The organism is Klebsiella sp. KTE92, from assembly GCF_000398905.1.
Classification (GTDB): domain Bacteria; phylum Pseudomonadota; class Gammaproteobacteria; order Enterobacterales; family Enterobacteriaceae; genus Klebsiella; species Klebsiella variicola.
The window spans coordinates 3,529,264-3,541,570 of sequence record NZ_KB976100.1; the positions used below are offsets into that span (position 1 = coordinate 3,529,264).

12 protein-coding genes are annotated in these 12,307 nt (G+C 63.6%); 9 read left to right on the plus strand and 3 right to left on the minus strand.

Annotated elements, in window-relative coordinates; genetic code table 11:
• Window positions 1-3: 3 nt before the first annotated feature.
• Genes nifS through nifM form a run of 5 tightly spaced genes read left to right on the plus strand, consistent with a single transcriptional unit; the run spans window position 4 to window position 3,864 of the window.
• Window positions 4-1,206: a cysteine desulfurase NifS gene (nifS, locus tag A1WC_RS08815; protein ID WP_012967611.1), complete on the plus strand. Its 1,203-nt coding sequence runs from the start codon at window positions 4-6 to the stop codon at window positions 1,204-1,206.
• A gap of 15 nt (window positions 1,207-1,221) precedes the next feature.
• Window positions 1,222-2,364 carry a homocitrate synthase gene (gene nifV / locus A1WC_RS08810; RefSeq protein WP_012967610.1) on the plus strand — a complete coding sequence of 381 codons (1,143 nt, stop codon included), beginning with the start codon at window positions 1,222-1,224 and terminating at the stop codon, window positions 2,362-2,364.
• 2 nt (window positions 2,365-2,366) lie between these two features.
• Window positions 2,367-2,624: a nitrogenase-stabilizing/protective protein NifW gene (locus A1WC_RS08805; RefSeq protein WP_008804125.1), complete on the plus strand. Its 258-nt coding sequence runs from the start codon at window positions 2,367-2,369 to the stop codon at window positions 2,622-2,624.
• Window positions 2,621-3,064: a nitrogen fixation protein NifZ gene (locus A1WC_RS08800; protein ID WP_012541106.1), complete on the plus strand. Its 444-nt coding sequence runs from the start codon at window positions 2,621-2,623 to the stop codon at window positions 3,062-3,064. The genes A1WC_RS08805 and A1WC_RS08800 overlap by 4 nt, the downstream gene beginning before the upstream one ends.
• The gene (nifM, locus tag A1WC_RS08795) at window positions 3,064-3,864 is read left to right on the plus strand and encodes a nitrogen fixation protein NifM (RefSeq protein WP_016161451.1); all 801 of its coding nucleotides are present in this window, start codon (window positions 3,064-3,066) and stop codon (window positions 3,862-3,864) included. The genes A1WC_RS08800 and nifM overlap by 1 nt, the downstream gene beginning before the upstream one ends.
• Before the next feature lie 22 nt (window positions 3,865-3,886).
• On the opposite strand, the gene A1WC_RS08790 is transcribed toward nifM, so the two are convergent.
• On the minus strand, window positions 3,887-4,417 hold the full coding sequence (locus A1WC_RS08790; RefSeq protein WP_008804122.1) for a flavodoxin: 531 nt from the start codon (window positions 4,415-4,417) through the stop codon (window positions 3,887-3,889).
• A 319-nt stretch (window positions 4,418-4,736) separates the two neighbouring features.
• Here A1WC_RS08790 and nifL point away from each other — a divergent pair, with 319 nt between their 5' ends.
• The 4 genes from nifL to A1WC_RS08770 all read left to right on the plus strand — a co-directional run bounded on the left by nifL (window position 4,737) and on the right by A1WC_RS08770 (window position 9,878).
• Complete coding sequence (nifL, locus tag A1WC_RS08785; RefSeq protein WP_016161452.1) at window positions 4,737-6,221, plus strand: nitrogen fixation negative regulator NifL; 1,485 nt, start codon at window positions 4,737-4,739, stop codon at window positions 6,219-6,221.
• Complete coding sequence (nifA, locus tag A1WC_RS08780) at window positions 6,218-7,792, plus strand: nif-specific transcriptional activator NifA (protein ID WP_016161453.1); 1,575 nt, start codon at window positions 6,218-6,220, stop codon at window positions 7,790-7,792. Before nifL ends, nifA begins: the two co-directional genes overlap by 4 nt.
• A 164-nt stretch (window positions 7,793-7,956) precedes the next feature.
• Window positions 7,957-9,363: a nitrogenase cofactor biosynthesis protein NifB gene (gene nifB, locus A1WC_RS08775; protein ID WP_016161454.1), complete on the plus strand. Its 1,407-nt coding sequence runs from the start codon at window positions 7,957-7,959 to the stop codon at window positions 9,361-9,363.
• A complete protein-coding gene (locus A1WC_RS08770) occupies window positions 9,363-9,878 on the plus strand; it encodes a nitrogen fixation protein NifQ (protein WP_016161455.1) in 516 nt (171 codons plus the stop codon). Before nifB ends, A1WC_RS08770 begins: the two co-directional genes overlap by 1 nt.
• Window positions 9,879-10,689: 811 nt before the next feature.
• On the opposite strand, the gene plaP is transcribed toward A1WC_RS08770, so the two are convergent.
• On the minus strand, window positions 10,690-12,048 hold the full coding sequence (gene plaP / locus A1WC_RS08765; RefSeq protein WP_004148994.1) for a putrescine/proton symporter PlaP: 1,359 nt from the start codon (window positions 12,046-12,048) through the stop codon (window positions 10,690-10,692).
• The gene (yoeI, locus tag A1WC_RS28555; protein ID WP_096335043.1) at window positions 12,038-12,100 is read right to left on the minus strand and encodes a membrane protein YoeI; all 63 of its coding nucleotides are present in this window, start codon (window positions 12,098-12,100) and stop codon (window positions 12,038-12,040) included. The genes plaP and yoeI overlap by 11 nt, the downstream gene beginning before the upstream one ends.
• Window positions 12,101-12,307 lie beyond the last annotated feature (207 nt).

Below are 12,307 nucleotides of genomic sequence, written 5' to 3' on the forward strand. Positions count from 1 at the left end.
ACGATGAAACCTGTTTATCTCGATAACAACGCCACAACCCGTCTCGACCCGATGGTTCTCGACGCGATGATGCCCTTTTTAACCGACTTTTACGGCAACCCTTCGTCGATACACGATTTTGGTCTGCCGGCGCAGGCGGCCCTTGAACGGGCGCACCAGCAGGTGGCCGCCCTGCTCGGGGCCGACTACCCCAGCGAGATCATCTTTACCTCCTGCGCCACCGAGGCCACCACCACCGCTATCGCCTCGGCGGTGGCCCTGATGCCGGAGCGGCGCGAAATCATCACCAGCGCGGTCGAACATCCCGCCACTCTGGCGGTGTGCGAACAGCTGGAGCGCCAGGGATACCTGATCCACCGTATCGCCGTGGATCAGCAGGGCGCCCTGGATATGGCGCAATTTCGGGCGGCGCTTAGCCCGCGCGTGGCGCTGGTCAGCATCATGTGGGCCAATAACGAAACCGGCGTCATGTTCCCGGTGCCCGAACTGGCGGAGCTGGCTCATGAGCAGGGCGCGCTGTTTCACTGCGACGCGGTGCAGGTGGTGGGCAAAATCCCGATGACGCTCAGCCAGACGCGGATCGATATGCTCTCCTGCTCGGCGCATAAATTCCACGGTCCCAAAGGGGTGGGCTGCCTCTGGCTGCGGCGGGGAACACGTTTTCGCCCGCTACTGCGCGGCGGCCACCAGGCGCATGGCCGGCGGGCCGGTACGGAAAATATCAGCGGCATTGTCGGAATGGGCGCCGCCAGCGAGCTGGCGCAGGTTCATCTGCCGGGCATGGCGCAGATTAGCCAGCTGCGCGATCGTCTTGAACAGCATCTCCAGGCCACTATCCCGGCGGTGACGGTGATGGGCGGCAGCCAGCCGCGGGTGCCCGGCACTCTCAATCTGGCCTTCGAGTGTATCGAGGGCGAGGCAATCCTGCTGCTGATGAATCAGGCCGGGATCGCCGCCTCCAGCGGCAGCGCCTGCACCTCCGGCTCGCTGGAGCCGTCGCACGTCATGCGGGCAATGAATATCCCCTACACTGCGGCCCACGGCACCATCCGCTTCTCCCTCTCACGCTATACCCGGGAAAAAGAGATCGACTACGTCATCGCCACCCTGCCGTCGGTTATCGACCGGCTGCGCGCCCTGTCGCCCTACTGGCGACAGGGTCAGCCGCATCTGCAGGATGGCGCCTTCACGCCGGTCTACGGCTAAGGCGGGGAGACAATGATGGGACGCGTACTGATTAACGACACTACCCTGCGCGATGGTGAACAGAGTCCCGGCGTGGCCTTTCAGGCCAGCGAAAAGATCGCCATCGCCGAGGCGCTGTACGCGGCGGGGATCGAGGCCATGGAGGTTGGCACCCCGGCGATGGGCGAGGAGGAGTGCGCCCGCATCCGGCAGGTGCGCCGTCAGCTCCCGGGCGCCACGCTGATGACCTGGTGCCGGATGCAGGCGGGAGAAATTCGCCAGAGCGCCGACCTGGGCATGGACTGGGTGGATATCTCCATCCCCGCCTCCGACAAGCTGCGGCAGTACAAACTGCGCGAAGGCTTACCGCTGCTGCTGGAGCGGCTGGCGGCCCTGATCCACCTCGCCCACACCCTTGGCCTGAAAGTCTGCATTGGCTGTGAGGACGCCTCGCGAGCCAGCGACGCGACGCTGCAGGACATTGCCCGCCTGGCCCGGGAGGCGGGAGCCACCCGTCTGCGCTATGCCGATACCGTCGGTATCCTCGACCCGTTCACCACCGCGGCGCAGATCGCCGCCCTGCGCCGCGTCTGGCCCGGCGAACTCGAGATGCACGCCCATAACGATCTGGGCCTGGCTACTGCCAACACCCTGGCGGCGGTGCGCGCCGGGGCCACCAGCGTGAACACCACCGTGCTGGGCCTGGGCGAACGCGCGGGCAACGCGGCGCTGGAGACCGTGGCGCTCGGACTGGAGCGCTGCCTGGAGGTCAAGACCGGCGTGCGTTTCACCGCCCTGCCGGCGCTGTGCGAACAGGTGGCCCTCGCCACCCGCCGCCCGGTGGACCCCCAGCAGCCGCTGGTGGGCGAGCTGGTCTTTACCCACGAATCCGGCGTACATGTTGCGGCGCTGCTGCGCGACAGCGAGAGCTATCAGGCGATCGACCCCGCCCTGCTGGGCCGCGGCTATCGGCTGGTGCTGGGCAAACACTCCGGTCGCCAGGCGGTTAACGGCGTCTTCGATCGGATGGGTTATCACCTGACATCAGCGCAAATTGACCAGCTGCTGCCAGCGCTCCGTCGCTTTGCCGAAAACGGCAAACGCAGCCCGCGGGATGATGAGCTGGCGGCAATCTACCACGCGCTCTGCAGCGCCGAAACGCTGCAGGCCAGGGGGTGAGTATGGAGTGGTTTTATCAGATCCCCGGCGTGGGCGACCTGCGCTCCGCCGATGCATTCTTTCAGTTTTTCGCCGTTCCCTATCAGCCCGAGCGCCTGGCGCACTGCAGCCTGCCGGTGCTGGCCACCTTTCACCGCAAGCTGAAGGCGGAAGTGCCTCTGCTCAACCAGCTGGAGGATAACCCGCGCGCGCACTGGCTGCTGGCGCGCCGACTGCTGGCGGAGAGTTATCAGCAACAGTTCGAGGAGAACACGCCATGAGACCCCGATTTACCTTTAGCGAAGCGGTCCGCGTCGTGCGCGCCATCCGTAACGATGGCACCTATGCGGGCCTGCCGTCCGGCGCCCTGCTGGTGCGCCGGGGCAGCATCGGCTATGTCCGCGACTGGGGAGTATTCTTGCAGGACCAGATCATCTACCAGATCCACTTCCCGGACTGCGACCGGGTGGTCGGCTGTCGCGAACAGGAGCTGATTGCCGGCGATCGGCCCTGGCTGGCCGGCAATCTGCAGTATGGCGATAGCGTAATCTGTCAGACGGCGCTGGCGATGCAGGGCGAGATGGTGGTCAGCGTCGGTCAGTTGGGGCGCATCGAAGCCACCGACCGGGGCGAGCATGGCGACGGCTATATCGTCGACTTCGGCGGCCGCTGGTTCCAGGTCCCGGTAAGCGCGCTGGCGCTGGCAGAGGAGGAAGAATAATGGAGCCCTGGCAACGATTTGGCCGGCAGCGGCTGGCGCAGAGCCGCTGGAACTGCGGGCCGGCGGCCATCGCCGCGGTCGACCGGCAGGCCTTCGAGGCGGCCTGGCAGCGCCAGGCCCAGATGGAGCAGGTTATTGTCGCCCAGATTGCGCCGGAGGCGATCCCCGCCGCGCTGCAGGAGGGCCTCGCCACTTCGCTGGGCGCCTGGCTGGATGAGGGAGGATTTACGCCAGCGGAGCGGGCGGCGATCGTCCTGCACCACGCCCGGCTGGAAAGCGCCTTCGCCGGGATTGCCAGCCAGGCGCCGCGGCCGGATCCTGCCGCGGTGCAGGCCTGGTATCTGCGGCATCAGGCGCAGTTTATGCGCCCGGAACAGCGCCTGACCCGCCATCTGCTGCTCACCGTCGATGGCGACGACCAGACGGTTTACTCGCGCATACGGGAGCTTCATGGGCAAATCGAAGCCTCCCGCGAGGCGTTTGCGCCGCTGGCCCAGCGACACTCCCACTGCCCGAGCGCGCTGGACGGCGGACTGCTGGGCTGGATCGGCCGGGGGCTACTCTATCCGCAACTGGAGGAGGCGCTGTTTGCGCTGGCGGAAAATGCGCTGAGCGCGCCGGTGGCCAGTGAGCTCGGCTGGCATCTGATCTGGTGTGAGGCCATTCGCCCTGCCGCGCCGATGACGCCTGAGCAGGCGCTGGAAAGCGCCCGCGATTACCTCAGTCAACAGAGCCAGCGCCGCCACCAGCGCCAGTGGCTGGCCGAGATGTTAGCGCGCCAGCCGGGGTTGTGCGGGTAGCCGACAGGCTACCCGCCATCGCCTACAGCAGATGCGGTTTAATCTCCTCAAGCCAGGTCGCCAGCCGCGCGTCGGTCTCGTCGAACTGGTTATCCTGATCCAGCACCAGTCCGACAAAGCGATCCCCCTCCAGCGCCGATGAGGCGCTGAACTCATACCCCTCGTTCGGCCAGCTGCCGATCATCGTCGCCCCGCGGGCACGCAGGGCGTCGTACAGCGGCCGCAGCCCGCTGGCGAAGTTATCCGGATAGCCACGCTGATCGCCGAGGCCAAACAGCGCCACCGTTTTCCCCTGCAGGCTAACGTCGCCGAGGTTGCGGATAAACTCGGCCCACGACTCGCTCTCGCCCCCGGCCTCAAGGCCCGGCAGCTGGCCGTCGCCCAGCGTCGGCGTCCCCAACAGCAGGGCCGGGTAGGCCAGCAGGTCCGCCAGCGTGGCGCGGTTAATATTGACCGGGGCGGCGGCGGCCTCCCCCAGCTGCTTGTGGATCATTTTCGCGATCTTGCGGGTTTTACCGGTATCGGTACCAAAGAAAATGCCAATGTTCGCCATAGTACGCTCCTGTCGGAATGGTGTTGAAAAAAGGAATGACGACAGAGGTATTGCGAAGGCTGTGCCAGGTTGCCCTGCACCGCGACGGCTCATCCCTGCCCCATCAGGATCGCTTCGCCTCACGATGCCGCGCGCCAAAGGCGCACCCGGCGGGGCGAAAGGTAAAAATCCGTGAATTTTCCCCCTGTCGGATCAATGTTTCGCGTGGTCGTTCCGATAAGGGCGCACACTTTGCATGGTTATCCAGGTTCGGCTTACCCCGCCGCGTTTCGCGCACGGTGTCGGACAATTTGTCATAACTGCGACACAGGAGTTTGCGATGACCCTGAATATGATGCTCGATAACGCCGCACCGGAGGCCATCGCCGGCGCGCTGACTCAACAACATCCGGGGCTGTTTTTTACCATGGTGGAACAGGCCTCGGTGGCCATATCCCTCACCGATGCCAGCGCCAGGATCATTTACGCCAACCCGGCGTTTTGCCGCCAGACCGGCTATTCACTGGCGCAATTGTTAAACCAGAACCCGCGCCTGCTGGCCAGCAGCCAGACGCCGCGCGAGATCTATCAGGAGATGTGGCATACCCTGCTCCAGCGTCAGCCCTGGCGCGGCCAGCTGATTAATCAGCGTCGGGACGGCAGCCTGTACCTGGTGGAGATTGACATCACCCCGGTGCTTAGCCCGCAAGGGGAACTGGAGCATTATCTGGCGATGCAGCGGGATATCAGCGTCAGCTACACCCTCGAGCAGCGGCTGCGCAACCATATGACCCTGATGGAGGCGGTGCTGAATAATATCCCCGCCGCCGTGGTAGTGGTGGACGAGCAGGATCGGGTGGTGATGGACAACCTCGCCTACAAAACCTTCTGCGCTGACTGCGGCGGCCGGGAGCTGCTCACCGAGCTGCAGGTCTCCCCTGGCCGGATGACGCCCGGCGTGGAGGCGATCCTGCCGGTGGCACTCCGCGGGGCCGCGCGCTGGCTGTCAGTGACCTGCTGGCCGTTGCCCGGCGTCAGCGAAGAGGCCAGCCGCTACTTTATCGACAGCGCGCTGGCGCGGACCCTGGTGGTGATCGCCGACTGTACCCAGCAGCGTCAGCAGCAGGAGCAAGGGCGCCTTGACCGGCTGAAGCAGCAAATGACCGCCGGCAAGCTGCTGGCGGCGATCCGCGAGTCGCTGGACGCCGCGCTGATCCAGCTGAACTGCCCGATTAATATGCTGGCGGCAGCCCGTCGGCTGAACGGCGAGGGAAGCGGGAACGTGGCGCTGGAGGCCGCCTGGCGTGAAGGGGAAGAGGCGATGGCGCGGCTCCAGCGCTGTCGCCCATCGCTGGAACTCGAAAACCCCGCCGTCTGGCCGCTGCAGCCCTTTTTCGACGATCTGTGCGCCCTCTACCGTACCCGCTTCGATCCCGACGGGCTGCAGGTCGACATGGCCTCACCGCATCTGATCGGCTTTGGCCAGCGCACCCCGCTGCTGGCGTGCTTAAGCCTGTGGCTCGACCGCACCCTGGCCCTCGCCGCCGAATTGCCCTCCGTGCCGCTGGCGATGCAGCTCTATGCCGAGGAGAACGACGGCTGGCTGTCGCTGTACCTGACTGACAACGTACCGCTGCTGCAGGTGCGCTACGCCCACTCCCCCGACGCGCTGAACTCGCCGGGTAAAGGCATGGAGCTAAGGCTGATCCAGACCCTGGTGGCGCACCATCGCGGGGCCATTGAGCTGGCTTCCCGACCGCAGGGCGGCACCTGCCTGACCCTGCGTTTCCCGCTGTTTAACACCCTGACCGGAGGTGAAGCATGATCCCTGAATCCGAGCCGGACACCACCGTCAGACGCTTCGACCTCTCTCAGCAGTTCACCGCCATGCAGCGGATAAGCGTGGTGCTGAGCCGGGCCACCGAGGCCAGCAAAACGTTGCAGGAGGTGCTCAGCGTATTGCACAACGATGCCTTTATGCAGCACGGGATGATCTGCCTGTACGACAGCGAGCAGGAGATCCTCAGTATCGAAGCGCTGCAGCAAACCGGCCAGCAGCCCCTCCCCGGCAGCACGCAGATCCGCTATCGCCCCGGCGAGGGACTGGTGGGGACCGTGCTGGCCCAGGGGCAGTCGCTGGTGCTGCCCCGGGTCGCCGACGATCAGCGTTTTCTCGACCGCCTGAGCCTCTACGATTACGATCTGCCGTTTATCGCCGTACCGTTGATGGGGCCCAACGCCCGGCCAATAGGGGTGCTGGCGGCCCAGCCGATGGCGCGCCAGGAAGAGCGGCTGCCGGCCTGCACCCGTTTTCTCGAAACCGTCGCCAACCTCGTCGCCCAGACCATCCGGCTGATGATCCTTCCGGCCTCACCCGCCCTGTCGAGCCGCCAGCCGCCGAAGGTGGAACGGCCGCCGGCCTGCTCGTCGTCCCGCGGCGTGGGCCTTGACAATATGGTCGGCAAGAGCCCGGCGATGCGCCAGATCGTGGAGGTGATCCGTCAGGTTTCGCGCTGGGACACCACCGTGCTGGTGCGCGGCGAAAGCGGCACCGGGAAAGAGCTGATCGCCAATGCCATCCATCACCATTCGCCACGGGCTGGCGCCGCCTTCGTCAAATTTAACTGCGCGGCGCTGCCGGACACCCTGCTGGAAAGCGAACTGTTCGGCCATGAGAAAGGCGCCTTTACCGGGGCGGTGCGTCAGCGTAAAGGACGTTTTGAGCTGGCGGATGGCGGCACCTTGTTCCTCGATGAGATTGGTGAAAGCAGCGCCTCGTTCCAGGCCAAGCTGCTGCGTATCCTCCAGGAGGGGGAGATGGAGCGGGTCGGCGGCGATGAGACCCTGCGGGTGAATGTCCGCATCATCGCCGCCACCAACCGTCACCTGGAGGAGGAGGTCCGGCTGGGCCATTTCCGCGAGGATCTCTATTATCGTCTGAACGTGATGCCCATCGCCCTGCCCCCGCTGCGCGAGCGTCAGGAGGACATCGCCGAGCTGGCGCACTTCCTGGTACGCAAAATCGGCCAGCATCAGGGGCGCACGCTGCGGATCAGCGAGGGCGCGATCCGCCTGCTGATGGAGTACAGCTGGCCGGGTAACGTTCGCGAACTGGAGAACTGCCTCGAACGATCGGCGGTGATGTCGGAGAGTGGCCTGATCGATCGCGACGTGATCCTCTTCACTCACCAGGATCGTCCCGCCAAAGCCCTGCCTGCCAGCGGGCCAGCGGAAGACAGCTGGCTGGACAACAGCCTGGACGAACGTCAGCGACTGATCGCCGCGCTGGAAAAAGCCGGCTGGGTGCAGGCCAAGGCGGCACGGCTACTGGGGATGACGCCGCGCCAGGTCGCTTACCGGATCCAGATCATGGATATCACCCTGCCGCGTCTGTAGGCCGCGGTGTCAGGTTCAGGACATTGTCGTCAGTGCGGCAGGAACGCGACAATGTTGTGCCGTAGGGATGCGGGATAATGCTTTATTTTTCAGCCAGATAAAAAATTCGTCTCTGGTACGTCGTTTGCAGCAGGAAGGTATCGCCCAACCATGAAGGTACGACCATGACTTCCTGCTCTTCTTTTTCCGGCGGTAACGCCTGTCAGTCGGCGGACGCCAGCGCGTTAGCGCCGCGGGTGGCCGACAAGGTCGCCGCGCACCCCTGCTACTCCCGCAGCGGGCACCACCGTTTCGCCCGGATGCATCTTCCGGTCGCCCCGGCCTGCAATCTGCAGTGCAACTACTGCAACCGTAAATTCGACTGCAGCAATGAGTCCCGTCCCGGGGTGTCATCGACGCTGCTGACCCCCGAGCAGGCGGTGTTGAAAGTGCGCCAGGTGGCCCAGGCCATCCCGCAGCTGTCGGTGGTCGGCATAGCCGGGCCCGGCGATCCGCTGGCCAATATGACCCGCACCTTCCGCACCCTGGAGCTGGTCCGCGACCAGCTTCCGGATCTCAAATTATGCCTGTCAACCAACGGGCTGATGCTGCCCGACGCGGTCGATCGCCTGCTGGAGGTCGGCGTGGATCACGTCACGGTGACCATCAATACCCTGGATGCCGATATCGCCGGGCAAATCTATGCCTGGCTGTGGCTCGACGGCGAACGCTACTGCGGCCGGGAAGCCGGGGAGATCCTGATTGCCCGCCAGCTTGAAGGAGTCCGCAGGCTGACCGCCGCGGGAGTGCTGGTCAAGATAAACTCGGTGCTGATCCCGGGGATCAACGACGGTGGCATGGCCGAGGTCGGCCGTCGTTTGCGGGAAAGCGGCGCGTTTATTCACAATATTATGCCGCTGATTGCCAGACCGGAGCACGGCACGGTTTTTGGTCTCAACGGCCAGCCGGAGCCGGACGCCGGGATGCTCGCCGCGATCCGCAGCCAGTGCGGGGAGGTGATGCCGCAGATGACCCACTGCCATCAGTGCCGTGCCGACGCCATCGGCATGCTGGGCGAAGATCGCAGCCAGCAGTTCACCCGGCTGCCGGACCCGGACAGCCTCCCCGACTGGCTGCCCATCCTCCACCAGCGCGCCGAACTTCATGCCAGCCTCGCTACGCAGGGGGAGTCGGACGCGGATGACGCCTGTCTGGTGGCCGTGGCCTCCCGCCACGGCGAGGTCATTGACTGTCATTTTGGCCATGCCGACCGCTTCTCGATCTACAGCCTGTCGGCCGCCGGTATGGTGCTGGTGGGCGAGCGCTTTACGCCAAAATATTGCCGCGGCGAAGAGGAGTGTGATCCACAGGAGAACGAGGCCAGACTGGCGGCGCTGCTGGCGCTGCTCGCCGACGTGAAAGCGGTGTTCTGCGTGCGTATCGGCCATACGCCATGGCAGCAACTGGAATTGCAGGGCATTGAGCCGCAGGTGGACGGCGCGTGGCGTTCGGTCGCCGAGGTGCTGCCTGCCTGGTGGCAGCGGCGGCGCCAGAGCCTGGCGGCATCGCGTCTGCGTCAGGGGGTCGCCTGATGGCGCCCGTCGACTGGTTGACCCGCCTGTGGCGATTGTATCACGCCGGAAAAGGCTGCTTTCCGCTGCGGATGGGGCTGACTCCCGGAGCGTGGCGGGCGCTGCAACAGCGGCTGGGCGAGGTGGCGACGCCGCTGGACAGCGCGACGCTGAGCCGCCGTCGGCTGATGACCGAGCTGAATGCCACCCGCGACGAAGAGCGTCGGCAGCTGGGGCAGTGGCTGACGGAGTGGATGGCGCCGGGGGCTGCACCGATGGCGCAGATCGTTGCCGAGGTGGCGCTGGCGTTTAACCATCTGTGGGAGGATCTGGGACTCGATTCGCGGGCGGAACTGGGCCGGCTGATGAGCGACTGCTTTCCGCAGTTGGTGGTGCAGAACGTCCACCATATGCGCTGGAAAAAGTTCTTTTACCGCCAGCGCTGCCTGCAGTCGCAGGGGGAGATTGTCTGCCGATCGCCGAGCTGCGACGAATGCCTGGAGCGCAGCCTCTGCTTCGAACCGCCGCCGCAATAAACAAGCCGCAGCTCCCCCTGCGGCTGACCCAACCACACACGCATTTAACCCCTTTACGCGAGTTTCTGCCGGGTGGCGCTTCGCTTACCCGGCCTACATAACCATTTATATATCAGAAGGTTAACCATCACCGTAGGCCCGGCAAGCGCAGCGCCGCCGGGCAAGGACAGCGGGCGCGGAGCCGCTTTTGTGCCGGGTGGCGCTTCGCTTACCCAGCCTACAACCCCAAATCACCACTGGATCAAGGGCCGCTGAAACTGCCGGTGCTGGCGGCCTCAAAATCGCTGAGACGTTCCCGGCAGGCCGGGGCAGCCCGCATGGATGCGGGCTGAGGGCCGTGTTTTGCAGGGACGCTGCCTCGGCCCGACCCGAAGCCTGCAGGGATAAGTCGAAGGTACCACGCAGTGGCGATTTTGCCGGCCGGAGCCCGGGGGTACAGGGGGTGGCGGCGACTGGCCGCCCCCTGTGCGCTCCCTGCGCCATGAGAGATATAACGCAGAAGACTAACCGGGAGCGCAATGTGCGCTGAAGCCACAGATAACATAAACAACCACACTGCAGTGCTTCCCCTCACCCTAACCCTCTCCCGGAGGGAGAGGGAACCGTCCGGTCGTCGTTTCCGTGCCCAACATATTGCCGGGTGGCGGCTGCGCCTGACCCGGCCTACATAACCATTAAATTTCAGAAGGTTAACCATCACCGTAGGCCCGCGCAAGCGCAGCGCCGCCGGGCAAAAGATATCGCACCGGGCCAAACGAAAAAAAAGCCGGAGGTTTCCCTCCGGCTTTTCTCATTTACATCACGCTATGCCTTAGGCCACATCTTCGTACTGCGGCACCGGGTTGCGGAAGCTTTTGGTCACGCAGGCCAGATAGACCAGACCGATACCGGCCCAGATCAGACCCAGAATCATCGAGCTCTCTTCCAGGTTGACCCACAGCGCGCCAACGGTCAGGGCGCCGCACATCGGCAGGAACAGATACTGGAAGTGGTCTTTCAGCGTCTTGTTGCGTTTCTCACGGATCCAGAACTGCGAAATCACCGACAGGTTAACGAAGGTAAACGCCACCAGCGCACCAAAGTTAATCAGCGCCGTCGCCATCACCAGGTCGAAGTTAATCGCCAGCAGCGCAATAGCGCCGACCAGGATGATGTTCATCGCCGGGGTGCGCCAGGTCGGGTGAACGTAGCCGAAGAAGCTTTTCGGGAACACGCCGTCGCGGCCCATCACGTACATCAGACGCGCCACGCCAGCGTGCGCCGCCATACCGGACGCCAGCACGGTGATGGTGGAGAAGATCAGCGCGCCAACCTGGAAGGCTTTACCTGCTACGTAGAGCATAATTTCCGGCTGTGACGCATCCGGATCTTTAAAGCGCGAGATGTCCGGGAAGTACAGCTGCAGGAAGTAGGTGGCAAAGATGAAGATCAGGCCGCCAATCAGCGCGGTCAGGAAGATCGCCCGCGGGATGACGCGCTCTGCATCTTTGGTCTCTTCAGACAGGTTGCTGATGCCGTCGAAGCCAGTAAACGAGAAGCACAGGATCGTCGCCCCGGTAATCATCGGGATCACGTGCGCGTCACCGGACCAGAACGGACGGCTGCTGGCCAGCGTACCGGCGCCTTCGCCTTCAAACACGCCATAAATCACCATGCCGAGAATAACGGCAATCAGCACCACCTGCAGCACCACGATCACGGTGTTGAAGTTGGCGACGGATTTAATACTGCGCAGGTTAAAGGCGGTCATAAAGGCGACCAGCGCGATAACAAACACCCACGACGGAATCGAAGGCACCAGCGCTTCAAAATAGATTTTCGCCAGCAGAATGTTGATCATCGGCGCGAACAGGTAGTCGAGCAGCGAGGACCAACCCACCATAAAGCCAACGGTCGGGCTGATGGATTTCTGCGCATAGGTATACGCCGAGCCGGCAGAAGGGTAACGACGTACCAGCTTGCCATAGCTCAGGGCAGTAAACAGAATGGCGATTAACGCAAAGGCGTAGGCCGTCGGCACGTGACCGTCGGTCATACCAGAGACGATACCAAACGTATCGAACAGCGTCATCGGCTGCATATAGGCCAGGCCCATCATTACAACCGGAACTAACGTAAGTGTTTTACGTAATTCCACGCGAGAGGTATTTGGAGTAGCGTTATGCGACATAGTTATCCCCTTTTACGGTGAACGCCAGCGCGTAAGCAAAAAATTGCCCCATTTCTTTCTATTCCTCAGCGACAACGACTGTCGGTTTTTAGTAAATATCTATCCGGTACGAAGCCCGGCCTCTTGGTATTGAATGATGTGTCTTTCGACCAAAAAAATAACCGACACTTTTAAAAAAAGCGTCGGCTAGTCTCTGGTTTTCAGGCCGCATATTTTGCAACAAATTCAACGGCGTTGACAAGATGTTATGAAGTTCATT

Bases quoted from the DNA above. Each gene is read 5' to 3' on its own strand.
- nifS (WP_012967611.1), top strand. From the start codon at position 4: ATGAAACCTGTTTATCTCGATAACAACGCCACAACCCGTCTCGACCCG.
- nifV (WP_012967610.1), top strand. From the start codon at position 1,222: ATGGGACGCGTACTGATTAACGACACTACCCTGCGCGATGGTGAACAG.
- A1WC_RS08805 (WP_008804125.1), top strand. From the start codon at position 2,367: ATGGAGTGGTTTTATCAGATCCCCGGCGTGGGCGACCTGCGCTCCGCC.
- A1WC_RS08800 (WP_012541106.1), top strand. From the start codon at position 2,621: ATGAGACCCCGATTTACCTTTAGCGAAGCGGTCCGCGTCGTGCGCGCC.
- nifM (WP_016161451.1), top strand. From the start codon at position 3,064: ATGGAGCCCTGGCAACGATTTGGCCGGCAGCGGCTGGCGCAGAGCCGC.
- A1WC_RS08790 (WP_008804122.1), bottom strand. From the start codon at position 4,417: ATGGCGAACATTGGCATTTTCTTTGGTACCGATACCGGTAAAACCCGC.
- nifL (WP_016161452.1), top strand. From the start codon at position 4,737: ATGACCCTGAATATGATGCTCGATAACGCCGCACCGGAGGCCATCGCC.
- nifA (WP_016161453.1), top strand. From the start codon at position 6,218: ATGATCCCTGAATCCGAGCCGGACACCACCGTCAGACGCTTCGACCTC.
- nifB (WP_016161454.1), top strand. From the start codon at position 7,957: ATGACTTCCTGCTCTTCTTTTTCCGGCGGTAACGCCTGTCAGTCGGCG.
- A1WC_RS08770 (WP_016161455.1), top strand. From the start codon at position 9,363: ATGGCGCCCGTCGACTGGTTGACCCGCCTGTGGCGATTGTATCACGCC.
- plaP (WP_004148994.1), bottom strand. From the start codon at position 12,048: ATGTCGCATAACGCTACTCCAAATACCTCTCGCGTGGAATTACGTAAA.